Source organism: Pseudoclavibacter sp. Z016 (assembly GCF_002931215.1).
Classification (GTDB): domain Bacteria; phylum Actinomycetota; class Actinomycetes; order Actinomycetales; family Microbacteriaceae; genus Pseudoclavibacter.
In genome coordinates this window covers 101,807-127,520 of sequence record NZ_PSTU01000015.1, presented here as the reverse complement: position 1 = coordinate 127,520, position 25,714 = coordinate 101,807, and the positions used below count along the sequence as shown (strand labels likewise).

Sequence of the window (25,714 nt, the reverse complement as noted above, 5' to 3'; positions counted from 1 at the left end):
CGAAAAGGAACCAACCGCCATGAGATTCCGCCTCCGCTCGATCGGCGCCGCACTGGCTGTCGGCTCCCTCGCCCTCCTGACCGCAGGGTGCTCTCCGTCCGCCGGGGAAGCGGGTGGCGACGTCGTCACGATCAAGGTCGCCGCGACGGTCACGCCCATGACGGATGTCGTCGAGGCGGCGGCCGAGGTCATCGAGAAGGGCTACGAGATCGAGCTGGTGCCCGTCTCGGACTACGTGCAGCCGAACGTGCTCGTCGAGAACGGCGAGATCGATGCGAACTTCGTGCAGTTCGTGCCCTTCATGGAGGAGTTCAACACGAAGAACGACGCCTCGCTCGCCGGGGTGAAGCCGATCTACTCGACGGTCGTGGCGTTCTACTCGAAGACCCTCAGCTCGCTTGACGAGCTGCCGCAAGGCGGCAGCGTGGTCATCCCGAACGACAGCGCGAACGCGGCACGTGCCCTGCAGCTGCTCGCCGACCAGAGCATCATCACGCTCGACCCGAGCGTCGAGCGGTTCACCGCGAAGGTCGCCGACATCACGGAGAACCCGCGCGAGCTGACGATCACGCAGGTCGACCTGCTGCAGCTCAACACGGCGTACGAAGAGGCGGATGCCGTCTTCAACCTGCCCTCGTTCGCGCGCCAGCTGGGGCTGACGCCGGTCGACAACGGTCTCGCCGTCGAACAGGACCCTCAGTTCGCCGTGACGCTCGTCACGCGCGAGGACAAGCTCGGAACGCCCGAGATCGCGGCGCTCGAGAAGGCGTTCACGAGCGACCACGTGCGGGAGACGCTCGAGTCGCTTGACGTGCCGCCGGCGTTCTAGATATCCCGCGAGCGGGCGGGCGCCACGAACTCGCGCAGCAGGATCGAGGCGTTGTGCCCGCCGAAGCCGAAGGAGTTCGAGAGCACGGTTCGGATGCGCGCGGGGCGGGCCTCGCGCGCCACGACGTCCAGCTCTGGGAACTCGGGGTCGTCGAGGTTGAGGGTCGGTGGAATCAGGGAATCGCGCATGGTGAGCAGCGAGATGACGGCCTCGAGCGCGCCCGCGGCGCCCAGCAGATGCCCGGTCGCGGACTTGTTCGCGGTGACGGGCACCTCGCCGAGGCGGGCGCCGAGCAGCTCGCGCAGGGCGGCGGTCTCCATGGCGTCGTTCAGCGGCGTGCTCGTGCCGTGCGCGTTGACGTGGTCGAGCTGGCCGGTGCTGAGCTTCGCGTCGTCGAGGGCGGAGCGCATGGCGGCGATCGCGCCGCTCCCGTCCGGCCTCGGCGCCGTCGGATGGTAGGCGTCCGACGTCGCACCGTATCCCGCGATCTCGCCCAGGATCTCCGCGCCCCGCGCAAGTGCGCTGGTCTCTGACTCGACGAGGAGGGCGGCCGCTCCGGCCGACATGACGAAGCCGTGGCGTCCGCGGTCGAAGGGCCTGCTGGCGGTCTCGGGCGCATCCTCGTGGCCGAGCGCGAGGGCGCCGAGCGTGGCGTTCACGGCCAGGTTGACGCGGTTGAGGCAGTCGTCGGCCGCGACCACGAGCACCGCGTCGGCGTAGCCGTGTCTGATGGTGCGCATCGCCTCGCCGAGCGCGACGGTGCCGCTGGCGCACGTCGCCGAGAGCCCTGCACTCGCCCCGCGCGCGCCGTAGCGTTCGCTGAGGTACGCGGCTGCCGCGTCAGGGCCGCCGTACACGACGACGCCAGGCGGCACCCGGCGAGGGCCTGAGGCATCCAGGACGCGCGCGGCATCCTGGGTGAGCGAGACGGGTCCCGAGCCGGTTGCGATGGTGACGGCGAATCGGCTGGCATCGAACGGCAGGGCGCCAGTGGCGATGCCCGTGGCGCGCATCGCCTCGTCCGCCGCCGCGACGGCGTAGTGCGCGTGCCGGTCGAGTCTCGCGATGTCCCGCTTGGGGAGGTGGGAGGCGGCGTCGAAGCCGCGCACCTCTCCGGCGACGCGCACGGCGAGGTCGGAGGCGTCGACGCCGGCGATGAGGCCGATGCCGCTCTTGCCGGAGATCAGCGACGACCAGGTGCTCGCCACGTCGAGCCCGTTCGGCGTGACGGCTCCCACGGCGGTGACGACGGCGCGGTTCATAGCCGGTCCGCGTCGCCCGAGTCGACGAGCTCGAGCACGGCGGCGCGGCGGATCTTCCCGCCGGCGGTCCTCGGCAGGACGCGGGCACGGTAGAGGCGGTGGGGGACGAACTGCGGCGCCAGGTGCGCACGCAGGTGCGCGAGCATCCGCGCCTTGGCGGGCAGCGACTCCGCCTCGCCCTCGACGACGACCGCCACGATCGAGCCGAGCGTGGCGTCTGGGAGGGCGACGGCACAGCACTGCTCGCAGCCGGGCAGGGATGCGAGCGCGCGTTCGACCTGGGGCAGGGACACCTTGTGGCCGCCGGAGACCGCGACGTCACCTGCACGGCCGAGCAGCTGGATGCGCCCGCCCGCGAACGAGGCGAGGTCGCCGACGCTGGCCCAGCCGTCGGCATCCGTGATGCGCTCTGCGCTCGTCGCGGCGAGGTAGCGCTCGACGGCTGAGCCGACCCTGATGTTGAGCGTGCCCGTCTCGCCGGTGGGCACCTCCGCACCAGATTCGTCGCGCACGCTCACCTCGACGCCGCCGAAGGGCGTGAGGCTCGTGCCGTCGCCCGCGTCGCTGTACCCGATGAAGCCGATCTCGGAGGCGCCGTAATAGCTGCGCAGGTGCGCCGTCGGGAGCGTCTCCTCGAAGCTGCGGCGGATGTGCTCCGGCTGGTTCGCACCGCCAGTGATGACCTCGAGCAGGGAGTCGAGCGGCTGCTCGGCGCGACGTGCGGCCTGCAGGATCGCGAGCAGCATCGCGGGCACGCCGACGAGGCGCTCGACGCGGTCGGTCGAGATGGTCCGCGCGGTGGCCTGCGCGTCGAAGCGGCTCTGCAGGAAGAGGGAGCCGCCGGTCGCGAGGACCTCGACGAGCGCGTAGAGCGTGAGGCTGTAGGAGAGCGGGCCTGGTGCGATCGTCGAGCGGCCGTCCTCGACGCCGAGGTACCTGCGGCTGATGTCCACATTGTGGTCCCAGCTGCCCCGAGTTCGCAGGAAGCCCTTGGGGAGGTCGGTCGTGCCCGAGGTGAACAGCAGAAGGAACGGCTCGTCGCGGGGTCGGACCTCGGGGCCAGGCGCCGAGTCGCCTCGCTGAGCGAGGGCATCCGCCGCCACCGAGTCGAACGTGGCGAGGGAGGCGACGGTTCCGGCGAAGGAGGAGGCCCTGAGGTGCGCTTCGAAGTCGGCATCGTCGGTGATGACGAGTGCCGGTTCGACGCGCTGCAGGATCTCGAGGCGGTGCTCGAGCGGCCACAGCGGGTCGAGGACAGCGGCGACGGCCCGGAAGCTGATGGCGCCGGTGAGGAGCCGCGCCGCGTCGATCGCGCGCGACAGCGAGACGGCCACGATCGGCACGCCTCGTGTCTCAGCCGACGAGGCGCCGAGCGCGACGGGTTCGGACGAGCCGAGGAGGGTCTCCACCCCCGCGCGCACCGCTGCGCACGAGCGGGAGAGCTGACGGTAGGTGAGCCGCTCGCCGTCGCCGGCGAGCGCGATGCGATCGGGCCTGCGGCCGGCGGTGTCGATGAGCGTGCGGGTGAGTGGCACCAGTCGAGTCTAGGACGTGCCCCTGGCCGGCTGCGTGGGGAGCCAGCCAGGGCACGTCGATCGGGTGGCTAGTCGAGCCCGCCGCGGAAGCGAGTGATGTACGCGGCGTGGTCGGCGAGCTCCTGGGTGACGCGCTCTGCCGACCAACCGGCCGCATCCGCTGCCACGGCCGCCGACTCCTCGGCGACGGAGACGGCGAGGTTGGCCTCGAGGCCGACCATCGTGCGTCGATGCAGGATGTCGCTGAGGTGCACGGCGCTCTCCTGCTCGATGGCGAACACGATCTCGGCGGCGACGATGGCGGAGGGGCCTTCGCCGATGACCGCCGCGAGCTGCGTCCTCTCCGCGGCGAGGGCGGCGATCTCGAGGGCGCGGGCGCCGTAGACGCGCACGAGGCGGTCGGAGATCGCCTCGTCCCACGGCAGCTCGCGTCTGAGGTTCGCGCGCCGCAGGGACGTGCTCGGCCACTTGCTCCAGGATGCGCCGGGCAGGGCGGCCTTGGCCGCGCCCGAGGCGGGCAGCTTCCGTCCGAGGAGCTTGTCGGCGATGAGGTCGACCGTCTCCTTCGCGAGGCTGAGGTGCGGGGTGAGCTTGCCGCCGACGATGCTCACGAGGCCCAGGCGATCGTCGTGGGCGGTGATGATGTGGCTGCGCGAGATGGCACCGGTCTTGGCGGCGTCGACGAAGGGCAGGGGGCGGACTCCGGTGTAGCTGTAGAGCACGTCGGCCTTGGTGAGCTTCGCCTGTGGGATGACGAGGTTCGTCTCCTTGAGGATGTACTCGACCTCCGTCGCGGTGCCGCGCGCCTTGCCCGGGTCGCCGTCGAAGCGGTCGTCGGTCGTGCCGATGAGGTACTTGCCGTTCCAGGGGATGACGAGGATCGCGCGGTTGTCGGTGAACGCCTCGTAGTAGATGGTGGCGGTCGGGGCGCCCGGGAACTCGTCGACGACGAGGTGCGTGCCGGTGGTGCCGCCGATCTGCCGCTTCACTCCCGCGGGCAGGGAGAGCTCGTCGAGCCAGGGGCCTGCCGCGTTGACGACGGTCTGGCCGCGCACCGTGAAGCGCTCGCCGCTCGTCAGGTCGGTGGCCTCCACTCCGGTCACGGCGGTGCCGTCGCGGACGAGGCTGTCCACGCTCGTGTAGTTCGCGACGCGCGCGCCAGCGTCGCTTGCGCTCAGGATCGTCTCGAGCACGAGTCGCTCCGGGTACGCGATCTGCGCATCGTAATAGTGGAGTCCGCCGCCGAGGCCTCTGCGGCGGAGGCCGGGGAACTCGGTGGCGAGCTCCTTCACGCCGAGGTGCCGATGCGACGGCAGCGATTTCTGGAGGGAGAGCACGTCGTAGAGGATCATCCCGATCCGGAACATCCAGCCGGGGAGGTGATTGTGCTTGTAGAGCGGCACGATGAAGGGCATGGGCTCGATGAGGTGCGGCGCGATGTGGAGGAGGGCCTCGCGGTCGTGGAGCGACTCGTAGACGAGGGGGATCTCCCCGTGCTCCAGGTAGCGGAGGCCGCCGTGGATGAGGCGGGAGTTCCAGGCGGACGTGCCCTCGCCGAAGTCGCTGCGTTCGAGGAGGGCGATGCTCAGGCCGCGCATGGCGGCTTCGCGGGCGACGGCGGCGCCGTTGATGCCGGCGCCGACGACGATGACGTCGAAGGTGCGGCTCGCGAGTTCGCGTGGGCTCGCACGCGGGAGTCCGCGGTGGAGGGAAGTGCTCGGCGTCGTTGCCATGGTGCTCCTGACCCGGTCGTGCGGCCAGGCCGCGAAACGAAGTTGTACGTACATGTTCGCACAGGATTAGACTTGCGGCGAGTGCGCTGCTGAGAGTGTGCTCGACGACCCTGAACGCCACGACTACGGAGGAACAGCGATGACGCTGCCAGCCATGATGATCGGTCACAGCTCGAAGTCCTACGCGACCCTCGCCGACACGCGAGCCTGGGTCGCCGAGGTCGTGGGCGAGCTGAGGGGGAGTCCCCGCAGCGGCGACGGCATCTTCCTCTGCGCGCCCGACCCGGTCATCTCGATCGCAGGCAACGCGCTCGACGAGATCGGAGCGCAGGTCGGGGCACAGGATGTCTCGCCCTTCGGTCTCGGGGCCTTCACCGGCGAGACGGCGGCCGAGGTGCTGTCGGAGGTCGGTGCGACGCTGGTCATGGTCGGGCACCCCGAGCGCGCGAAGCTCCTCGGCGAGACCCTCGCCGACGTGCGAGAGAAGTGCCGTGCCGCATCCGACGCGGGAGTGGTCCCCATCCTGATCGCCGGGGAGCCGGAACGGGGTGAGGCGGCCAGGTCGATCATCGACCGGCAGCTGACGGAGGCGTTCGCGGATGTTCCCGGCGACCGGCCGATCGTCGTCGCCTACGAGCCGAGCTGGGCGATCGGGCAGCCCGAGCCGGCCCCCGGCGACTACGTGGCGGCCACCATCGCGCATATCCGCGGGCAGCTCGCCGCTCGCTCGGGGGACGTGCGCATCCTCTACGGCGGCAGTGCCGGGCCAGGGACCTTCGCCGCCATCTGGGACGCCGCGGAAGAGCTCGGCGCGGGGCACCCCGATGGTGTCTTCCTCGGACGCTTCGGCCTCCGGGCGGCAGGCTTCATGGAAACCGTCCGCGAGGTGCGAGCGGTGCAGGACCAGCTGGTGATCGATGCGCCGCGCATCGATCGCGGGTAGGGTGCTGGTCATGTCGAGTCCCGAGTCAGACAGGTCAGGGGCTGCCGGTCACACCGCCAGCCCCGCGAACCACTAGTCGTACCGCCCCGCACGCTGCGGGTGTGAGTCCGCTCTCCCGGGCAGCTGGCCGTGGTGACAGGAGTTCCCTCTCTTGATCGCTCACCTCGGAGTCCTCGATGCCTGCTGCCCTGTATCTGCTCGCCCTGGCCGTCTTCGTCATGGGCACATCCGAATTCATGCTCGCGGGTCTCCTTCCCGCGATAGCCGCCGACCTCGACGTCTCCGTCGGCACCGCGGGTCTCCTGACCTCGGCCTTCGCGATCGGCATGGTCGTCGGCGCGCCCGCTATGGCGGCGTTCGCGCGACGCTGGCCACCGCGTCTGACGCTCATCGTCTGTCTCTGCGTGTTCGCGGGATGCCACGTCGTCGGCGCGGTGGCGACGTCGTTCCCGCCTCTGATCGTCACGCGGGTGCTCGGTGCGCTCGCGAACGCGGGGTTCCTCGCGGTAGCCCTCGGCGTCGCCACGACACTCGTTCCGCCGGACCGGAAGGGGCGTGCGCTGTCGATCCTGCTGTCCGGCACGACGATCGCCACCGTCGCTGGCGTGCCCGCGGGCGCTCTGCTCGGCACCGCGCTGGGGTGGCGCGCGACGTTCTGGGGGATCGCGATCCTCTGTGTCCCCGCACTCATCGGGATCGTCCGGGGCATCCCGCAGAGGAACGCTCGGGACGAGGCGAGCGGCGTCGCGCCGAGTCTGCGCGCCGAGCTCGCTCAGCTGGCGTCACCGAGGCTCCTGCGAGCGATGGGGCTCGGCGCGCTCATCAACGGCGGCACCTTCGCGGCGTTCACGTTCCTGGCACCCGTGGTGACCGACACTGCGGGGCTCGACGAAGGGTGGGTTCCCGTCGCGCTGGTGCTGTTCGGCGTCGGCTCGTTCCTCGGCGTCACGATCGCGGGTCGGATGTCCGATCAGCGCCCCGGCCTTGCCCTCGCCGTCGGCGGCCCCCTGCTGCTGGCCGGATGGATCGCGATGGCCTGCGGCGCCACCCACCCTGCGTTGCTCCTCGCCCTGGTCCTCGTGCTCGGGGTGCTCTCGTTCGGAGTCGGCAGCACGCTCATCGCCCGAGTCCTGTACGAAGCCTCCGCAGCGCCCACGATGGCCGGCTCCTACGCGACCGCTGCCCTCAACATCGGGGCGGCCGCCGGACCGGTACTCGGTGCGCTCGGGCTCGCACTGGGGGTGGGGGCGCTCGCGCCAGTCTGGGTCGCCTCAGCGCTCACCGCCGTCGCGCTCCTCGTCATGATCCTCTCGCGAGCCTGGAGGCCGCGGGCGAGCACGGCGTAAGCCGCCGTGACGGCGTCCGCCTCGGTCGCCTGGTGCTCCGAGAAGGCGCCTAGATCCAGGGTTTGGCGGGCGGCGCGGTGTCGAGTGGCCGGCCCTGGAAGTCTGCGGCCGCAACTCCCGACAGCGACCGACCAGTTGCCCATGCGAGCAGGTCGGAGAGCGTGCCGGAGACCCGCAGGTCCGTGTCTCGGACCCCTGGCCCGCATTCGGCCGAGGCCCACGGGTGGAACGCGCTCCGGTCATCCGTCGCCACGGCGCTGACGAAGTGATCGTGACGAGCCCAGGTGTCCAGGACCTCCTGCAGGATGCGTCGCTGGAGGACGGCGGGGACGTCGCTCGGGGTGACTCCGGCGTCGAGGTCGATGAGGTGCATCCACAGCTCGCGGGTTCTCAGCTCCAGCGTGTCCCTCACCGCGAGTGGCGACCCCCGTCCGTCCCGGACCTGGTAATCCCAGCGGTCCTCGGGGAGCGCGGACCAGGCGGCCTCGAAGCTCCGCGCCTCCGCGGCCGAGAGTCGTGCCAGTTGCGCGGCGGTCAGCTGAGCCCCGGCCTCGATCTCTGCATCGCGTGCCGCTCGGGATTCGTACATGGGGTTCCGAGACCCAGTCGCCGCCCAGTCCACGAGGCGAGCCAGCGCGCGTGCGTTGTAGGCCACGTGCGCGATGACATGGGCGCGCGTCCAACCGGGGAGGAGCGAGGCGTCCCGCAGCTCCCCGGCGTCCAGGTGAGAGAGGGCTTCGTCGAAGCGTGCTTGCGCATGGAGGACTTCTCGCAGACCCTCCGCTGTCGCGCCAGGGGTGCCGGGAGCTTGCCTTCCCCCGGTCGGGGGTGTGCTCTGGGCGGTCGCATCGGACACGTTCATCTTGCTCCTGCTCTCTTGTCTCTGATCGTCGTGGGAATCGGGGCCGGGCCGCCAACGGCGGAGCTCCGCGAGTCGTAGCTGAGCTCTCCGCCCAGTACTGTCGCGACGACCTCGATCGCCGAGATATCCGTCGCCGAGATCGGCGAGGACGCGAGCACGGTCATGTCGGCGAGCTTGCCGACCTCGAGGGTGCCCTTGTCTCGCAGCTGCCCCGTTGCCTCCGCGGCCCACTCCGTGTGCGTCCGCAGTGCTTCTTCCGGCGTGATTCCCTCGCGCGTCCCGAGGATCTCGCCGCCCGCGGTGAGGCGGTCCACGGCTGACTGCATGCCTCTCCTGAGATTGTTGTCTGCCACTGGCAGATCCGACGAGCCGGTGAGGATCCCCCCGGCATCGATGATCGACCGCCCACGGTAGAGCCAGTCGCGGCGTCCTGCCCCGACCCGCTTGAGGATCTGGTCGCCGAGGGGCCCGATGAACCCTGCTTGAGGGGTCACGGCGATTCGCAGGCGCCCGGCGCGTGTGACCTGGTCTGGTCGGGCGATCCCGAAATGCTCGATCCTGCACGGCGCCGGGAGGGGGCCGTAGAGCGAGTGCGCTTCCTCGATCAGGTCCAGAGCGAGGTCGATGGCGGCGTCGCCGATGGCGTGCAGCGCAAGCGGCCAGCCCGAGCGGTAGATGGCGAGCGCCTGCTCTCGGTAGTGCGCAGGCTCATCGAGCAGGTACCCGCGATTGTGGTCGTGCCCGCAGAAGTCCTCGGTCACGGCTGCCGTCGCGCCGAGCAGTGACCCGTCCAGGAACACCTTGACGTGCCCGAACCGCACCTCGTCGGTCCCGAAGCCGAAGCGCACGCCCAGATCGAGGCCCCTCCCCTCGCCATGGCCGTGGAAGTCGGCTGGGTGCGCGCGGAGCGGACGGAGGGCGTCTGCGGCCGGCATGAGCTGAGCGCGAGCGTGCAATGAGCCTCGCTCGGCCGCGGCCTGGTAGGCGGCCACCTCGACAGGGCTGTGCCCGATCCAGCCGCCGCCGACGCCGGCCTCGGAGAAGCTGGTGATGCCCTCGGCGGCGTACCTGGCGGTTGCAGCTTCGATCGCGTCCACGAGCACATCCTGCGAATAGGGCATGAGCAGTGCCTGGACAAGGCCTTGCGCTGCCTCTTCGAGCACACCGGTCGGTGCACCGCTCTCGTCCAGGAGGACAGCTCCGCCTGCTGGCGGTTCGAAGCCGTCCCGGAAGACGCCGATCCTTCGAAGCGTCTCGGTGTTGACGATGGAGGCGTGTCCAGACGTGTGGCGCATGGAGAGCGGGTGATCACCGGTGATCTCGTCGAGCCGCTCGAGGCTGGGGTATCTGCCGTCATAGCGAGCCTGATTGAAGCCCGTCACGTGGATCCAGGCGCCAGGCTCGTCGTCGACCGCAGCGACAGCTGCCTCTATCGCGCCGTACAGGGATGCGTAGGTGGGGCTGTCGCCGGCGTCGACCGCCCCGAGGCTGAGCCCCCACCATGCTGTGTGGCAGTGCGCGTCGATGAATCCCGGGGTGATGCAGGCGTCGCCGAAGTCGATCTCCTCGCGAGCACTGATGCCGGTGAGGTCCTGGTCGAACCCGACGATGCGTCCGTTGAGGATTCCGACGCAGCTCGCCTTCGGTCGCGCCCGGTCCATGGTGAGGATCTCGTGGGCCCGGATCTTCACGTCGATGTGCATGGTGCTCTCTCTTCCCTGTTGCTCGTTGCTCGCCCTGATCCGCGCGACGAGGTGCTAGTGCTTGAACCCCGGAAGGCTGACGCTGAAGCGCGGCGCGATGGCACCGCAGACGGCAGTGATGATCGAGATGAGTGCCAGCATGAGGGCGGCGGGCCACCAGGAGTCATTGGCCGTCGCGACCAGTCCCGTGACGATGAGCGGGACGAAGCCGGCCACCATGGCGGCCGTGTTGTTCGCCACCGCCACGCCCGTGTACCGGGTTCTCGCGGGGAAGAGTCCGGTCAAGACGGCTCCCGTGCCGGCGTAGGGGAACGACAGGGTCGACACGGCCAGCACCATCGCGAGGATGACCAGGGTCGGGATACCTGAGGTGAGCAGCATGAAGGCGGGAATCGCCACGATCGCGGACGCGATTCCGCCCCAGAAGATGACGCGGCTGGAGCCGAACCGCGCCCCGAGCCTCCCGGCCCAGACGATCACGAAGATCTCCGCCGTGGCGGCGGCGATCGTCCCGAGAAGCATCAGCCACGGTTCATAGCCGAGCACGTTGACGCCGTACCAGACGCAGAAGGTGGTGACCAGGTAGAAGCCGCCCATGCCGAGGAGCGAGGCACCCAGTCCGACGAGGATCTGGCGCCAGCTGTGCTTGAACGTCGTCCGGACCGGCGTCGGCGCTGTCTCGCCGGCCGCCTCGAGCTGGCGGAAGACCGGTGATTCTTCGAGTCGGCTGCGGATGTAGATGGCGATGAGCAGCAGCGGAAGGGAGAGCAGGAACGGGATCCGCCAGGCCCACGAGTCGAAGTTCTCCTGCGTGAAGAAGAACGTGATGAGGAAGAACCCGCCTGACGACAGGATCGTTCCGATCGGAGAGCCGATGAGGGGGATGACCGCGTAGCGCGCCCGCAGGTGCAGGGGAGCGTTCTCGACGACGAGCGTGAGCGCTCCCGACCATTCACCTCCCACGAAGAGCCCCTGGACGACGCGGAGGAGCACGAGCAGGATCGGGGCTGCGATGCCGATCGCCGCGTAGGTGGGCAGGATGCCGATGAGCCCGGTGATGAGGCCGATGCCGATGATGGTGATCATCAGCGTCTTGCGTCTCCCGATCCGGTCGCCCATCGCCCCGAAGATGATGCCGCCGAGCGGGCGGGCGGCGACGCCCACACCGAACGTGGCGAACGAGGCGAGCGCTGCTGCGCTCGCGTTCTCGTTGGTGAAGTACTGCACGTTGAAGACGAGCGCTGCGGCTGCGCTGAAGAGGAAGAAGTCGTAGTACTCGAGTGCGGTGCCGACAAGTGCGCCGATGGCGACCTTGTTGGCGTCTCTTGAGCTCAGCTCTTGTACTGCGCTGTACTCGATCGTTGCTGTCGGTGCGTGGTGGCTCATGATGATCTCCAGTGAGGATCTGGCCGGCAACCGCCGTATGCGGGGGCCCACAGGAAGCCTCCCAGGAGGTTCGTCATCATTTCGGGGGCATCGGCTCCCATCTTGCTCCCTAAATCAGTGCATCTGCACATAATGTGGAGGTCATGACCTCACCCTCCCCTTCGGGGATCTCCCGACATCCCCGAACGGAGGACCGCGAGCGCTGGCTCGCGATCATCGACCTGATCGAGGTGCCGCAGCTTGTCGAAGCGTTCATGGACCTGATCTTCACCATTCCCGGCTACGCCTCGTCATTGGTGCCGCGATCCGAGATTCGCAGGACGGCGACCCAGGCGTTCGATGCGATGATCGACGGGCTCAGAGAGGGTGGCCTGCCGGACGTGGTCGAGGTGGCCAATCGTGTCGGTGTCTCACGCGCCCGTGCGGACGTTCCGCTCAGTTCCCTGATGTCGGCCATCCACGCCGATTTCCAGGTGCTCTGGGAGGCCGTGACTCGGACCGCGTCCCCCTCGGACGCGGGCCTCATCGTGCGGCACACGGCCGTCGTCATCCGAACCGTCGACGAGTACGCCCACCGGGCGCAGCGCGCGTACGTCGCCGAGCGTGAACGCATGCAGGGCGAGGCGTCGGCGGTGCTGCAAGGCCACATCGCAAGTCTCTTCGAAGGGGCTCCGGCGAACGATCGGCTCCAGGCTGTCGCCGCGCATCTCGGTGTGCAGGTCTCGGCGCCTCTGCTCGTGTGCGCCGCCGTGGGGTCGGACACGGAGGCGCTGCGTCTGCTGCTCGCGGACTTCGATCGGGTCGGCACGCGATTCTTCACGCATACGGTCGCCGACGGGATCATCGCCTTCGCGCCACGGAGTCCGTGGGGTGACCGGACTGCTGCATCCGCCGCCCAGCTCCAACGCCTGCGGGAGCAGCGGGTTGGCCTGGTGGAGGCTCGTCGCGGGCTCCCCGAGCTCGGTCAGACTGCTCAAGTCGCTCTGTCTCTCGCTCGTCTGCTCGGCCCAGACGAGGTCGATGCTCTGACGTGGGAGCGGGGGTGGGCGCGTTTCGCGAAGCGCGCAGTCGTCGATGCGGGGGTGCCGCTCCTGGCGGATGTCGATGCGGCGCTCGCTCGCTGCGGCCCCTCTGAGCAGACTCGTCTACGGGAAGCGGTCGTGAGCTATCTGCGGACCGGGAACATCAGCGCGTCGGCGGCAGAGCTCTTCTGCCACCGGAACACGCTCGGCAATCGCCTGCGGCGGTTCGCCGAGGTCACGGGCCTGGACCCGATGCTGCCCGGCGATGCCGCACGACTCGTCGTGGCCTGGAGCTAGGACTTCGTGCGAGAGACCTTGTCCGGATCCGAAGGTGCCGGGCGATCAGCTCTGAGGCACGCCTAGTCGAGGGTGCCCCAGGCTGCGATGGCCGCGTCGAGCTCCGGTGTCTGCCCGTCGGAGTCGCGGACGTCGCGGCCTGCGAGCGCCGCGTCGATGGCCTGGTGCATGGCGAGGCCTCCCGACGCGGGTCCGCCCGGGTGCCCCTGGATGGCGCCGCCGACGCCCAGCACGATGTCGTTGCCGAGATCGCCGACGTACGTCGCCACGGTGCCCGGGTGCACGCCGCCGCCGATGATGGGCGCCGTGCTGCGGAGGCCAGGGCGGGGCACCTTGAGCTGCTGCGCGGTCTGCAGGTACTGCAGCCGCGTGATCGGGTACCCGCCGTACGGAGTGTTCACGAGCGCGAGGTCGGCTCCCGCGAGGCGGGGGAGCAGGCCGCTCGCGATGGGCGAGGTCATGCCCGTCGTGGCGTTCTCGAAGTAGGGGGCTGAGCCGGCGAAGTGCCCGAGGATAGGCACGTCGACCGCGTCGGCGAGCGCCTCGACCGAGCCGTAGCCCACGTTGGCGTAGCAGACCATGACGGCGCGAGCTCCCGCATCCACGGCTCGTCTGGCAGTGTCGAGCATGCGGTCCGGCCGGTCGGAGACGTTCGGGATGTACATGGTGCGCCGGCCGGTGACCTGCGCGGCGCGGTCGAGCGCCTCGTTGTAGGCGATGACACGGTCGACGACGGGCGAGAAGGCGGTGTTGCCGAGCAGCTCGTCGTCTTTGATCATGTCGATGCCGCCGAGTGCCGTCTCGTATGCGATCGCGGCGCCCTCGTCGGGGGTCAGGCCCGTGCATGGCTTCAGCATGTTGAGCAGCAGGGGGCGCGACTCGACGTCGAGCACCCGCCGGAGCCCCTCGATGCCGAAGCGGGGGCCAGCGAACGCGTCGAGGCGCGCTCGCGGGAACTCGAGGTCGACGAGCTTCGCCTCGAGCGACGTGGAGGCGTCGTTGCCGATGAGCGTCGTGAGCAGCTGCGGGATCGAATCCCCGATGTTCACTGCCGGCACGCCGATCGTGGCGAAGTACCAGCTCGCGTCGTCTGGCGCCGAGGTCGTCGTGTCGGCGGCCGGGATGGGCTGGATGCGCACGATGCGCGCCTCGTGCCTGTCGCGCAGCTCGCGCGTGAGGCCGGGGACGGGAAGCCAGGTGCCGGTGGTCTGGCCGACTGCGAAGCGCTGGACGACGGCGTGCGCGTCCTGGCTCGCCGGCAGCGTGAAGACGTAGCTCGCGAGGATCAGGTCGCGCTCGAGGGCGAGGTCGGCGGGGACGAATTCGATGTCCATCAGTGGTCCTCCTGCTGCTCGGCGAGCTCCTGCTGCTTGGCGGTCGGTGCCGGGGCATCGGCGCCGATGCTCCTGGCCAGCTCCTCGAGGATCTCGGCGGCGCCGTCGTGGGCGTGGTGGCCGACGACGCCGATCGCGATGTCCTTGACCTCCTGGCGGGCGTTCTCCATCGCGAAGGGGAAGCCGATCTGGGTGAGCCAGGCGAGGTCGTTGCCGCCGTCGCCGAGGCCGAGGGTGTGCGCTGGGTCGACGCCGTGCTCCTCGAGCATGGTCTCGAGCGCATGCCACTTCGTCGCATCCGGCGCCACGAACTCGAAGAAGCAGTACATGGAGCGGGTGCCGGACGGCGCGGCGTCGAAGATGCGGTCGGCGACCTCGTCGAGTTCCGCCTCGCTGCCGAAGAGCATCACCTTGGTGATGTCGTCAGGCAGCTCGTCGGGATCGCCGACGATGATGTCCCGCTCGTTGAGCTCCCGCAGCATCCGCGAGCACTCGCCGTCCCGGTCGACGTAGATGTCGGTGACCGACCACCAGGTGCGTTCGAGCCCGAGGCGCGCGCCGAGGTCCAGGATGCGCCTGGCCTCGGCGTGCGTCATCGGCGTGATCGTCGTGTTGGTGTCCTCCACCGGGTCGAAGATGACCGCCCCGTTGTTGCTTGCGACCGTGTTGCGGATGCCCGCCTCCCGCGCCAGCTCGAGCACGTTCTGTCTCGCCCGTCCGGTGAGGAGGATCACCGGGATGCCGTGCTCGACGAGCGAGCGGAGGGCTGCTGTCGTGCGCGGGGTGAGCTGGTGGTCGGCTCCGGCGATGGTCCCGTCGACATCGAGCGCGACTGCGCGCACGGTGTCGAGGTTCACGGATGCTGGCACGAGGGGTGCTCCTTCGGGTCGGGTCGGGTCGGGTCGGATCGAGGTCAGGCGGTCGGGCGTCGAGCGGCTGCGTGGTGCGGCGGGTGCTTGGAGCTCGTCGTCAGCCGGCGGCTCCGAGGACGGCGCCGAGGCCGAGCACGATCGTCGTCGCCGGCCAGATGGCTGCTGCCGGCGGGTCGATGTGCGTGTCGCCGTGAGACTGCCACAGGCGGGCGAAGAGTTCCCCGAACCAGGCTCCCAGCACGCCGGCCGCGGCGCCGATGATGATCGCGAGGGCGGCGTTCTCGCCGACCAGGGGGTAGAAGGTCGCGGCCGCGATGGAGGCCGGCAGCGTGATGTGGTGCGTGACCGGCACTGGCTGGCCTGCGGAGAGGAGGATCAGGGAGAGCGCAGAGATGCCGAACACGAAGGTCGACGCGTTGGCGGCTTCCGGGAAGGCCTGCAGCAGCGTGATGGAGATGAAGGAGGCGAAGAGCCCCGCTCCGACGCCGAGCGCCGTGTTGATGCCGAAGCTCTCCTGGGCGCGGATCCAGGAGCCGGCGTCGTTGGGCTCGAAGGAGTCGAAGCCGCTCTTGCCTGAGTTGTTCCGGGCGAAGACCTTGGTGCGCCCGAAGAGGACGCGGGCGAGGATGGCGCTGATGACGACGGTCAGGGCGACGGAGTCGGTGATGGCGCCGAAGCCGGGGATGATCGCGATGAGCTTCTGCACGAAGTAGCCGAAGAGCCCGAAGACGGCTCCGACGGCGAGCACGTCCGGCTTGGCGAGTGCGGCGAGGGGCAGGACGATGTCCTTGCCGTTCTCCATGTAGCCGCGGCGTGCCGCGTACGCGGTCGCGGCGACACCGCCGGCGAACGCGATGTGGGGGCCGAAAGCGGGACCGAACGCGAGGCTGCTGATGATGGGTGCATCCGGGACCGCGACTTGTGCGACGAACCCGACGATGACGAGCACACCGGTGAAGACGAAGGCGTGCAGACTTCCGATCGCTGCTCCGAAGAAGCCACCTGCCAGTGCGGCGAGGATGGAGAACAGGTCGATTTCCATGGGCGAGGCCTTTCTCGACACGCGTCACCGTTGACGCGAACTCCCATGAGCATATACAAGTCTATACATGCATGTGCAAGCATTGACATGTTCGTACACCGATCGTACGCTCGGCTCTGGCGGAACACCGCCCCGTGATCACAAAGAAGTGGGACGAAATGGCAAAGTACATTCTCGGCATCGACGAGGGCACGACGAGTGCCCGCGCGTTCATCATCGATGAGGACTGCAACGTCGTGGGCTTCGCCCAGGCGGAGCTCACGCAGCTCTACCCTCGACCCGGCCTCATCGAGCACAACCCTCGCGAGATCCTCAACACCCAGCTCGAGGTGATTCGTGCCGCTCTGCGCGACGCGAACCTCGAGCCGAGCGACCTCAGCGCGGTCGGCATGACCAACCAGCGCGAGACCGGAGTGGTGTGGGACAAGGAGACGGGCGCGCCGATCTACAACGCCATCGTGTGGGCGTCCAGGCACTCGGTGGAAGTCGTCGAAGGCTGGGTCGAGCAGGGCATCGGCCCGCTCATCCAGGAGCGCACGGGCCTGATCCCGGATGCGTACTACACGGCCTCCAAGATCCGCTGGATCCTCGACCAGGTGCCGGGCGCCCAGGCCAGAGCTGAGGCGGGCGAGCTGCTCGCCGGAACGATCGACACGTGGCTCATCTGGAACCTGACGGGCCGCAAGGCCTTCGTGACCGATACCTCCAACGCCTCCCGCACCATGATGATGAACCTCGAGACGCTCCAGTGGGATGAAGAGCTGCTCGGTCACTACGGGATCCCTCGCAAGATGCTCGCCGACATCGTGCCGAGCGGCGAGATCGTCGGCGACCTCAGCGCGACGTTCGGGGCCCCAGTGCCGATCGGCGGCAACCTGGGCGACCAGCAGGCTGGCCTCTTCGGGCAGGCCGCCTTCAGGAAGGGGCTGAGCAAGATGACGTACGGCACCGCTGGCGTGCTGAACATCAACTCCGGTGACAAGCCGCAGCGCATCGAAGGGCTCACCCCGAGCGTGGCCTGGACTGTCGAGGGCAAGACCTCGTACGAGATCGAGGGCGTGCTCTTCGCCATGGGCAAGACCATGCAGTGGCTGCGCGACGACCTGCAGCTCATCCACGCCGCCCCCGACAGCGAGTGGTACGCCGGTCAGGTGGCCAGCACCGAGGGGGTGTACCTCATTCCCGCCTTCACTGGTCTCGCGGCACCGACATGGGACCCCCACGCTCGCGCGGCCATCATCGGCATGAGCAACGCGACCACCCGACTGCACATCATCCGCGCCGCCGTGGAATCGATGGTGTTCCAGACCCGCGACGTCGTCGAGGCCGCGACGCAGAGTGGCGAGATCTCCATCTCTGAGCTGCGCGTCGACGGCGGCGCCGTCAAGAACAACCTGCTCTGCCAGTTGCAGGCCGATGTGCTCGGCATTCCCGTCGTGCGTCCCAAGATCGCGGAGGCCACCATCTTCGGTGCCATGCTGCTCGGCGGGATGTCGGCCGGCATCTTCGCCGACCTCGAGGAGGTCGAGAGCAAGTGGAAGGTCGACCGGGTCTTCGAGCCGCAGCGCTCGCGGGATGAGGCCGACTCGATGTACGCCGGCTGGCGCGCTGCTCGGGAGCTCACCATGGGGTGGGCCAAGAAGGTGGCGTAGCGGCTCCCTTTCCGCGAGATCGGAGGTGCCCTCTGGAACATCCAGAGGGTACCTTTGTGCTTGATCGGAGAGGTTTTGGCGACGATTACACGGCTTCGGACCATCCAAGTCCCAGGCGGTCCCGCATAGTCTGCTGGTTGGCAGTGCCGGGCACGTGCGCCGATCAGGCGCAGTGGTGGTCATTTGGGCAAGTTTTCACGGTTCTCGAGGAGACGCCGTGCTGCAGAAGAATGCAGGGAGTTCCAGCCCGCACCCCACCCTGGGCGGCGCTGAACCCTCGCCCTCTTCGAGCGTTCGCGCGCCATCACAACCGTCAATGAAAGCGTTCCACCGTTGCCTGCATCGAATACCGGCCCTCGCGCCGGGGAAGAACTGCCCCCGAAGCTCCGGCGAGCCCTGCAGCGCAGGCCCTCTTCGTCGACGTCGCCCGTCAGCCTGGTGTCCTGGCGTCGCTACCGTGTCGGCGCGCCCGTCGGCACGGTCCTCACCTCCACGTCCAACGGTCCGCTCGATCTTCAGTTCGACGCCACAACCGACTCCAGCGTCGGTGTTCAGCAGCGGGCGACGATCACCGCGCTGAAGGGGGTCGGGAGGCATCTTGCTGTGCCGCCGGCTCGGGGGAGCAGGGCGACGCAGTTGAGTATCGCCTTCAGCCGAGCGGTGCAGGGCGTCTCGTTCTCCCTGCTGAAGATCCCGGGCGTCGATGACGAGGATGCGCGGATCGTCGTCACCTCCTCCGGTCTGACCTTCGAGCGCGAACGCGGCCTCGGGGGTGATGGCTCGGAAGCCGATCCGTTCCGCAACCTGGGGTCGCGCCAGCGCAGTCTCCGCCTCTCATGGAGGGGGCCCGTGTCGAGGCTCGTGGTGCAGCTCATCCACGGCCAGCAGGACGATGATGCCCGTGTGCTCCTCCGGCTGAGCGACCTCGTGCTGCTCGACGCCGTGGCCTCGAGCTCGGACCCAGACCCGGAAGCGGAATCGGGGCCCAGGCCGACGGCGTGGGGAAAGAGCGAGGACTGAACTCCTCGTCGAGTTCGGTCCCTCCGTCGCTCGTTCGCGGAGGGACCGAATCTCCAGGGGTGGTTCGAATCAGGTCCCGCTGCAGAGGATGAGCGTCGAGCTGACCGCGCCGCTCGGCTTCGCGGTGGACCCGGCCGTGAAGCCGGTCGGGAGCGTCGCGGTGGCGTTGAGCGTGAACGCGACGGAAATCGACAGCGTGGTGCGCAGCTCGAGCGCCGCGTTCGCGGGCAGTGCCGACGTGAGCGTGATCCGGCGCGTGTTTCCGCTGAGGACGTTGACGTTGGCGGTGGCGCCCGTGACGGAGAAGACGCCGATGTTGGCGATACCCGAGCCGACGATGTCGATCTGGGTGCCGATCGGCAGGGGCTGCGCACCCGCCGTGACCACGAACCCGGGGCCGATGAGGGCGAGGACTCCGCAGTCGCCGACCACGCGGAAGTTGCCGACGTTGACGAGCTGGGACGAGGAGGCGAAGGGTGCGGCGGTCGCCAGCGCGATGACGGGAACCGACCACGCGGCACCCTTCACGAGGTTGCGGCGATCGATGGTCTTCGGTGCTTTGGGGGAAGATTCGGTCATGGGGGGAGACCTCTCGCGAGTGACGACGTTGTTCGAGCAAGTGCTCCCCGCTATTGAATGAAGAATCGCTTTTGCGCACGGAATGAGCGCTTATCCCGTCGCGTTCTGCCGGATAGACGGCGCGAATCGTTCAGCCTGCCCGGGTCGAGGGCGAGAGTATGCAGAATGCAGCGAGAAGGGCTACGCGCTCTGGGGCGAAGCGGATACTGCGTTGAATTGATACCGCTTCAGAACGCGGTGCATGACCTGCGATGAGGAGAATCCGGAGAGCTCCGCGAGCTGGGTGACCGGCACCTGCGCGTAGCGCTCGTCGTTGAGCAGCTGGTGCGCCAGCTCGGCTCGAGCGCGTCGCAGCGCGGAGGCCGGAGCGTCCCCGTGCGTGTGGAACTCCCTCTGGAGCTGCCGCAGGGAGACACTCAGATCCCGGGCGATGGTCGACGGCGAGACGTCGGGGTCCGCGCGCCGCACGATCATGAGCTCCAGTGCGCGAGGGTAGAGGCCCTGGGTGCCGACCTGCACGTCGGCGTGGAAGCCCTCGCTGCTCAGCAGAAGAGCACCCGACTGCTCGTGGAGCAGCTGCTGGAGGAAGTAGGAGGACAGGACCGTCGGATCCTCGTCCAGCCGCGCGAGCACCTCGAGGAACGAGGTCACAGGGCGTGCGAGCGCCGTATCGGAGCGCAACACGCCGCTGTGGTTCGAGACCCGCACGCCGAGGTCGGCCGCGACCTGGGCGGGAACCGACGCGAGGATCACGGCGGAGGCTTCCTCGAATCTCATCGAGGACTGCGCTCCCGGCCCCAGGAAGAAGCCCCCGCTGGCCGTGATCGTGTGCGACGCACCCGTGGGGTCGATGGTGAGTCGTCCTTGGCGGACCAGCCCGAGGACGATGCGCTGTCGCGCTGACTCGTTCTCGATCCGCACCGGTCCCGTGCGGACCTCGGCCCGGAACACGCAGCCGTTCTCGAAGACCACGCCGGCGGCGGACAGGTGCCAGTTGCGGTCGTCGCTCGAGAACCGACCAACCCCCGTCTCCACATCCGCGCTCGCCGAGACCCCATCCACGACGGAACGTTGAGAGCTCAGGATCAGCGAGGATCGGTGAGCGCCGGGGGGAGCGGCCATGCAACAAGTGTTCTGAATCCAGAGGTTTATTGCAAGATAGGTCGCCTTCGGTGGCGTGTCGCGGGCTTCATAATGAGACTTTTTTGTGGGTGATTGCAGCTTTCAGAGGATGCAATTCAATTCACCGAATTCCCCGGGTCGATTGTCGGAGAATTCCCCAAGCTTGGTGAATGGCGTTCACTTAGTCGTGGATGCGGAAGACGACCTTGACGCCTTTCGCGACGAGATCCATCCCTGCCCGCCAGTCCTCCAGAGCGAGCTCGCGCCCGATCACGGCTTCCGTGTCGATGCGCCCCTGGCCCATGAGCCGAAGTGCCGTGCGGTAGCTTGACGGGCGCTTCCCTCGTGATCCCTTGAGGGTCAGCTCTCGGTTCACGACGGCGCCGATGTCGAAGTCCGGATTGCGCGTGTAGAACGCCACCATGATGAGCTCACCGCCCTTCGCGAGCAGCTCGAGTGCGCTCTCTGCAACCTCCGGGCTGCCGGAGCATTCGAACACGGCGGCCGCGCCGAGTCCGCCCGTGAGCGACCTCACGAGCTCGACGACCGATTCGCGCTCGCTGTCCACGACGTACGGGATCCCCATCTCCAGTGCGCGGTCGAGCGTCTCCCGGTGTCGGCTGCGCCCCACGAGGATGGGCGTCGCACCCACGGCGAGGGCGACAAGTGCTGTCAGCTGCCCGACCGCCCCAGGCCCGGTCACGACGACGACCTCGCCGGCGAGTGGTGCGGAGCGCTCGACGACGGCGTGCACGGACACGGCGAGGGGCTCTGTCAGCGCGGCCGCTCGGAGGCCCACCCCCGGTGGCAGTGCGTGCACGGCGCGTTCGGGCATCGCGATGCGGTCCGCCAGTGCGCCGTCGGTCGTCGTGCCGATGCCCGTGCGCTTCGAGCAGCGGTTGTACTGCTCGGACCTGCAGTAGGTGCACTGCATGCAGAGCACGGCATCCGTCTCGAAGGTGACCGGAGTGCCGATCTGCAGGTCGGCACGCACGACCCCGTCGCCGAGGGCGGCGATGGTGCCGGATGCTTCATGGCCCAGGATGCGCGGGGTGTGCTGGTCGCCGACGCTGTCGATCGCGTGCCGGTCGGTGCCGCAGACGGCGCCGTAGGCCACGTCGATGAGCACGGCATCGTCGGCGATGCTCGGCTCCTTCACGTCGCGCAGTTCGACAGCCCCGGCTGCTGGCGAGAACTTGAGGAGAGCTTTCATGCTCCGATCCTGGCAAGGACCGGAGCAAAGTACAAGCATGTACAAGACTGTGCATGGCTAGACAAGTTCGGTCAGGTGTATTACTGTCACGAGCGATAAGCCAGCACTGGCACCTCAATGGAGAGGAACACCCCAATGACCTCGTACCTTCTCGGCATCGACGCGGGAACATCCGTCATCAAGGCCGCCGTCTTCGACGAACGCGGCACGGAGCTCAGCAGAGGTGCCGCGAACGTGCCCATCTCGAACCCGAAGTCCTACGAGGCCGAAGAGGACATGGAGACCGTCTGGATCGCCGCCACCACGGCCATCCGCGACGCCATCACCGGCAGCGCGGTGCGGCCCCGCGAGATCATCGCGATCTCCGTCACCGGCCAAGGCGACGGCAGCTGGCTCATCGACAAGAACGGCAAGCCGGCCGGTCCCGCCATCCTCTGGACGGACGGCCGCACGGGCAGCATCATCGACGAGTGGTACACCGACGGCACCGTCACGAAGCAGTTCGACATCAGCGGCACCGGCCCATACGCCGGCACCGCCTCCGCCATCCTCCGCTGGCGCCGCGACAACCAGCGCGAGCTCCTCGAAGGCGCCACGCAGCTGTGGTGCAAGGACTGGATCGAGTACCGCCTCACCGGCGACATCTCCACCGATGCCTCCGACGCCAGCCTCTCCGGCATCGACGCACGCACCCGCCAATGGTCGGACGAGGTCCTGCGCACGTGGGGCATCGAAGACATCAAGCACGTCCTGCCCAAGATCAAGTCCTCCACCGACCTCGCTGGCGAGATCACCGAGGAGGCTGCTGGCGTCACCGGACTCATCGCGGGTACCCCCGTCTACAAGGGCCAGATGGACATCACCGCGTCCTCGCTCGGCGTCGGCGTCGCCCGCCCAGGCGACTGCATGGCCGTGATCGGCACCGCCGGCATCGTCACCGTCGCGACCGACACGCTCGAGCACGGCTTCGAGCCCGCAGACTCCGGCTGGGTCATCCCGCACAGCCCCGACACGTGGATTCGCGCCATGGGCATGAACTTCTGCACGCCCAACCTCGACTGGTTCCTCGCCGAGCTCGGCGCCGCCTTCTCGCTCGAAGCCCGCGGCAAGAACATCGACATCTTCGATTACCTCGACGAGGTCGTCACCGAGACCCCCGTCGGAGCCGAGGGCGTGCTGTACCACGGCTACCTCGCGCCGGGCGGCGAACGCGCGCCCTTCGTGAAGCCCAGCGCCCGCGGCTCCTTCAATGGCATCACTGGCTCCCACACGCGCCGCCACATGCTGCGCGCCGTCTACGAGGGTGTCGCCTACGGCATCCGCGACTGCCTCGACTCCATCCCGACCGAGGTCAAGACCGTGCGCATGGCCGGGGGCGGTGCGAACAGCGCCGTCTGGTGCCAGATCTTCGCGGACGTGCTCGGTCGGACGATCATCGTCCCGGCGGGCACCGAGTTCGGCGCCAAGGGCGCCGCCATCGTCGCGGGCGTCGGAGCCGGCGTCTTCGCGTCCTACGCCCAGGGCGCCGACGCGACCGTCAACATCGTCCGCACGTACGAGCCCAACCGCGACAACACGAAGATCTACGACCGCTTCTTCCCCGTCTACCGCAGCATCCGCACCGCGATGCTGCCCATCTGGGACGAGCTGCAGGCGGCGACCAGGGCCGACGAGCAGTGAGAGCCGACGTCCCAGACGCGTACCTCTTCGACCTCGATGGCACGATCTACCTCGGCGGTGGTCTGCTCCCCGGGGCCCGAGACACCGTCATCGAGCTCCGGGAGGCGGGAGCCACGGTGCTGTTCTGCAGCAACAACCCCACCAAGACGCCGGGCGACTACGCAGAGAAGCTCACCGCCCTCGGCATCCCCACCGACGAGCGCGACGTGTACACGAGCCTCGTGGCCACCGTCGAATGGATCACCCGTCACCGGCCGGGCGCGACGGTGTTCCCCATCGGCGAGCAGCCGCTCCTCGGCGCGCTCATCGCTGCGGGCATCACCGTGAGCGAGGACCCGGAGGCGATCGACCTCGTCGTCGCCTCCTACGATCGCCACTTCGACTACCGAAAGCTGCAGATCGCGTTCGACGCCATCTGGATGCACAAGCGCGCGGAGCTCGTGGCCACCAACCCCGACCGGTACTGCCCGTTCCCGGGCGGCAGAGGGGAGCCGGACGCGGCCTGCGTGACGGCGGCCATCGAGGCCGGCACGGGCACCCGCTGCGTCGCGGTCTTCGGGAAGCCGAGCGTCGACTTCTTCGACGTCATCGCGGGCGCTCGTGGGCTCGACCCGCAGCGCACCGTGATGGTCGGCGACCGACTCGCGACCGACATGGCGTTCGGCAGGGCTTGGGGTGCCGGCACGGCGCTCGTGCTCACCGGGGAGGCGCAGCCCGGCGATGCCGAGCTCGCGCCGGGAGCCGAACGGCCGCACGTGGTGCTGTCCGGCATCGACCAACTCGTGGACCTGCACCGCTCAGGTGCCTGGAGCAGGCTCGAGCGCGACCTGACCACAACCGAACGGGAGGCCGCCGCATGACGGCAGCACTGCAGGCATACGCATTCGAGGCCTCCGGCGGCAAGCTCCGGGTGCTGCGCTACGAAGCGGATGTGCGCCTCGCGGTCGGTCGCGTGCTGCGAGACCTCGGCGTGCCCGACGGTGCCGACGTCGCGCTGCTCGCGGACGGCGCGCAGAAGCTCACCTCGACGGGCGAGCTCGGGGAGGAGGTCACGGCCGCGCTCGCCGCGGGGGGATACCTCGTGCGCCGCCCGGCGCTGGAGATCGGCGGGCACGGGCTGGTCCTCGATGAGGCGACCGTCGCGAGCGCAGCGTCCGCAGTCGATGGAGCGCGGGCGGTGGTTACCGTCGGCTCCGGCACCGTCACCGATCTCGGCAAGGCGGTCGCCCCGGCTGGGGTGCTGCTCGTCGCAGTGCAGAGCGCGCCCTCCGTCAACGGCTTCGCCGACTCGCTCAGCGTGCTCGTGCGCGGCGGGGCGAAGTCCACGACGCCCACGAGGTGGCCGGACGCGCTCCTCATCGACGCGGATGCCCTCGACCGTTCACCGGCCCGCCTCGTGGCCGCCGGTGTCGGCGACGCGGTTGCCATCGGCTGCTCCGGCGCCGACTGGCTGCTCGCGTCCGCCCTGCAGGGCACGCGGGCAGACGCGGCGGCGCTCGTGCCGATCCGTGACGCCGTCGCTCGCCTCGCCGCTGGGGCGCACGCCCCCGGCGCCATGCCCGCGCTGGTCGACGCGCTCACCGTCGGCGGCCTCATCATCGGCGCACTCGGCACGACCGCGCCGCTCTCGGGCAACGAGCATCTCCTCAGCCACATCCTCGACATGTCCGCCATGGCACAGGACCAGCCGCACGACCTGCACGGCGCGCAGGTCGGGGTCGCGACGGTGCTCAGCGCGGCACTGTGGGATGTCGCGCTGAGCGAGGGGCTCGTGCGCCTCGCACCCGGCTCCGTGTATCCCGACGACCTCGAGGAGCGGGTGAGCGAGGTCTGGTCGCGGGTCGATGCGAGCGGCCGCCTGGGCGCCACGTGCGCCGCCAACGTCGAGCGCAAGCGCGCGCTCTGGCAGGGCGGCGACGGGCTCGCACCAGGCGTGCTCGCCGAGGTGCGGGCGCAGCTCGTCACGCCGGAGGCGGTCGTCGGCACGCTGCGCGCATGGGGTGCGCCGACTCGACTCCGCGAGCTGACGCCGCCCGTCGACGCCGAGACGGCGAGGTGGGCGCTGTCCGCGCTGCCGTTCATGCGCGATCGGCTGACGCTGGCAGACCTCCTCGTCGTCGGCGGAGCCTGGACCGACGAGTTCCTGGACAAGGTCATCGACAGGGCAGACGCGGCCGGCGGCGGGCTGTAGAGACTCCGCGCCGACTTTCTCGAGGGAAAGGGCCACGCGGCGCGTAGGGACGAAGGGCCGGACATCCCACGGTGTCCGGCCCTTCTTCGCG

The 25,714-nt window shown here is 69.1% G+C and carries 21 protein-coding genes; 9 read left to right on the top strand and 12 right to left on the bottom strand.

All coding sequences use genetic code 11. The annotated features are described in order from the left end of the window. Window positions 1-19 precede the first annotated feature (19 nt). Window positions 20-829, top strand: a complete 810-nt coding sequence (locus C5B99_RS14010; RefSeq protein ID WP_104243122.1) for a MetQ/NlpA family ABC transporter substrate-binding protein — start codon at window positions 20-22, stop codon at window positions 827-829. Here the strand turns inward: C5B99_RS14010 and C5B99_RS14005 are convergent. The 3 genes from C5B99_RS14005 to C5B99_RS13995 all read right to left on the bottom strand — a co-directional run bounded on the left by C5B99_RS14005 (window position 826) and on the right by C5B99_RS13995 (window position 5,359). Then, on the bottom strand, window positions 826-2,091 hold the full coding sequence (locus C5B99_RS14005; protein ID WP_104243120.1) for a beta-ketoacyl synthase: 1,266 nt from the start codon (window positions 2,089-2,091) through the stop codon (window positions 826-828). The two genes, C5B99_RS14010 and C5B99_RS14005, sit on opposite strands and share 4 nt — an antisense overlap. Beyond that, the gene (locus C5B99_RS14000; protein WP_104243118.1) at window positions 2,088-3,626 is read right to left on the bottom strand and encodes a class I adenylate-forming enzyme family protein; all 1,539 of its coding nucleotides are present in this window, start codon (window positions 3,624-3,626) and stop codon (window positions 2,088-2,090) included. Before C5B99_RS14000 ends, C5B99_RS14005 begins: the two co-directional genes overlap by 4 nt. Window positions 3,627-3,694: 68 nt before the next feature. Next, window positions 3,695-5,359 (bottom strand): glycerol-3-phosphate dehydrogenase/oxidase, encoded by a 1,665-nt coding sequence (locus C5B99_RS13995; protein ID WP_104243116.1) that lies wholly within the window; start codon window positions 5,357-5,359, stop codon window positions 3,695-3,697. 139 nt (window positions 5,360-5,498) lie between these two features. On the opposite strand from C5B99_RS13995, the gene C5B99_RS13990 reads away from it, so the two are divergent. Together C5B99_RS13990 and C5B99_RS13985 are read left to right on the top strand one after the other, a co-directional pair. Then, window positions 5,499-6,302, top strand: a complete 804-nt coding sequence (locus C5B99_RS13990) for a triose-phosphate isomerase family protein (protein ID WP_146082014.1) — start codon at window positions 5,499-5,501, stop codon at window positions 6,300-6,302. A gap of 176 nt (window positions 6,303-6,478) precedes the next feature. Beyond that, window positions 6,479-7,648, top strand: coding sequence for a Cmx/CmrA family chloramphenicol efflux MFS transporter (locus C5B99_RS13985; protein WP_104243112.1), 1,170 nt, complete (start codon window positions 6,479-6,481; stop codon window positions 7,646-7,648). Window positions 7,649-7,697: 49 nt separating this feature from the next. Here the strand turns inward: C5B99_RS13985 and C5B99_RS13980 are convergent, their stop codons facing one another. The 3 genes from C5B99_RS13980 to C5B99_RS13970 are packed head-to-tail and all read right to left on the bottom strand — an operon-like array spanning window position 7,698 to window position 11,599. Then, window positions 7,698-8,510: a maleylpyruvate isomerase family mycothiol-dependent enzyme gene (locus C5B99_RS13980; RefSeq protein WP_104243110.1), complete on the bottom strand. Its 813-nt coding sequence runs from the start codon at window positions 8,508-8,510 to the stop codon at window positions 7,698-7,700. Beyond that, entirely contained in the window at window positions 8,507-10,213 is a 1,707-nt protein-coding gene (locus tag C5B99_RS13975) for an amidohydrolase (RefSeq protein WP_104243108.1), read from the bottom strand. The genes C5B99_RS13980 and C5B99_RS13975 overlap by 4 nt, the downstream gene beginning before the upstream one ends. A 54-nt stretch (window positions 10,214-10,267) precedes the next feature. Next, on the bottom strand, window positions 10,268-11,599 hold the full coding sequence (locus tag C5B99_RS13970) for an MFS transporter (protein ID WP_104243106.1): 1,332 nt from the start codon (window positions 11,597-11,599) through the stop codon (window positions 10,268-10,270). Between the two features lie 143 nt (window positions 11,600-11,742). Here C5B99_RS13970 and C5B99_RS13965 point away from each other — a divergent pair, with 143 nt between their 5' ends. Then, window positions 11,743-12,918 carry a CdaR family transcriptional regulator gene (locus C5B99_RS13965; protein WP_104243104.1) on the top strand — a complete coding sequence of 392 codons (1,176 nt, stop codon included), beginning with the start codon at window positions 11,743-11,745 and terminating at the stop codon, window positions 12,916-12,918. A gap of 62 nt (window positions 12,919-12,980) precedes the next feature. On the opposite strand, the gene C5B99_RS13960 is transcribed toward C5B99_RS13965, so the two are convergent. The 3 genes from C5B99_RS13960 to C5B99_RS13950 all read right to left on the bottom strand — a co-directional run bounded on the left by C5B99_RS13960 (window position 12,981) and on the right by C5B99_RS13950 (window position 16,166). After that, entirely contained in the window at window positions 12,981-14,252 is a 1,272-nt protein-coding gene (locus C5B99_RS13960; RefSeq protein WP_104243102.1) for a RuBisCO large subunit C-terminal-like domain-containing protein, read from the bottom strand. Beyond that, window positions 14,252-15,121 (bottom strand): HAD family hydrolase, encoded by an 870-nt coding sequence (locus C5B99_RS13955; protein ID WP_104341834.1) that lies wholly within the window; start codon window positions 15,119-15,121, stop codon window positions 14,252-14,254. Before C5B99_RS13955 ends, C5B99_RS13960 begins: the two co-directional genes overlap by 1 nt. Window positions 15,122-15,221: 100 nt before the next feature. Then, on the bottom strand, window positions 15,222-16,166 hold the full coding sequence (locus C5B99_RS13950) for a hypothetical protein (protein WP_104243097.1): 945 nt from the start codon (window positions 16,164-16,166) through the stop codon (window positions 15,222-15,224). Between the two features lie 158 nt (window positions 16,167-16,324). Between C5B99_RS13950 and C5B99_RS13945 the strand changes: the two genes are divergently transcribed. Together C5B99_RS13945 and C5B99_RS13940 are read left to right on the top strand one after the other, a co-directional pair. Continuing rightward, the gene (locus C5B99_RS13945; protein WP_104243095.1) at window positions 16,325-17,818 is read left to right on the top strand and encodes a glycerol kinase GlpK; all 1,494 of its coding nucleotides are present in this window, start codon (window positions 16,325-16,327) and stop codon (window positions 17,816-17,818) included. 333 nt (window positions 17,819-18,151) lie between these two features. Beyond that, the gene (locus C5B99_RS13940; RefSeq protein WP_146082013.1) at window positions 18,152-18,838 is read left to right on the top strand and encodes a hypothetical protein; all 687 of its coding nucleotides are present in this window, start codon (window positions 18,152-18,154) and stop codon (window positions 18,836-18,838) included. Between the two features lie 69 nt (window positions 18,839-18,907). On the opposite strand, the gene C5B99_RS13935 is transcribed toward C5B99_RS13940, so the two are convergent. From C5B99_RS13935 to C5B99_RS13925, 3 genes are all read right to left on the bottom strand, one after another. After that, entirely contained in the window at window positions 18,908-19,417 is a 510-nt protein-coding gene (locus tag C5B99_RS13935; RefSeq protein WP_104243091.1) for a hypothetical protein, read from the bottom strand. Window positions 19,418-19,597: 180 nt separating this feature from the next. Then, window positions 19,598-20,539, bottom strand: coding sequence for a helix-turn-helix domain-containing protein (locus C5B99_RS13930; RefSeq protein ID WP_104243089.1), 942 nt, complete (start codon window positions 20,537-20,539; stop codon window positions 19,598-19,600). A 181-nt stretch (window positions 20,540-20,720) separates the two neighbouring features. Further along, complete coding sequence (locus C5B99_RS13925; protein WP_181065025.1) at window positions 20,721-21,752, bottom strand: zinc-binding dehydrogenase; 1,032 nt, start codon at window positions 21,750-21,752, stop codon at window positions 20,721-20,723. Window positions 21,753-21,887: 135 nt separating this feature from the next. Between C5B99_RS13925 and C5B99_RS13920 the strand changes: the two genes are divergently transcribed. The 3 genes from C5B99_RS13920 to C5B99_RS13910 are packed head-to-tail and all read left to right on the top strand — an operon-like array spanning window position 21,888 to window position 25,623. Beyond that, window positions 21,888-23,432: an FGGY-family carbohydrate kinase gene (locus tag C5B99_RS13920; RefSeq protein ID WP_104341829.1), complete on the top strand. Its 1,545-nt coding sequence runs from the start codon at window positions 21,888-21,890 to the stop codon at window positions 23,430-23,432. Beyond that, a complete protein-coding gene (locus C5B99_RS13915) occupies window positions 23,429-24,292 on the top strand; it encodes an HAD-IIA family hydrolase (RefSeq protein WP_104243083.1) in 864 nt (287 codons plus the stop codon). The genes C5B99_RS13920 and C5B99_RS13915 overlap by 4 nt, the downstream gene beginning before the upstream one ends. Beyond that, window positions 24,289-25,623 carry an iron-containing alcohol dehydrogenase gene (locus C5B99_RS13910; RefSeq protein ID WP_104243081.1) on the top strand — a complete coding sequence of 445 codons (1,335 nt, stop codon included), beginning with the start codon at window positions 24,289-24,291 and terminating at the stop codon, window positions 25,621-25,623. The genes C5B99_RS13915 and C5B99_RS13910 overlap by 4 nt, the downstream gene beginning before the upstream one ends. Window positions 25,624-25,714 lie beyond the last annotated feature (91 nt).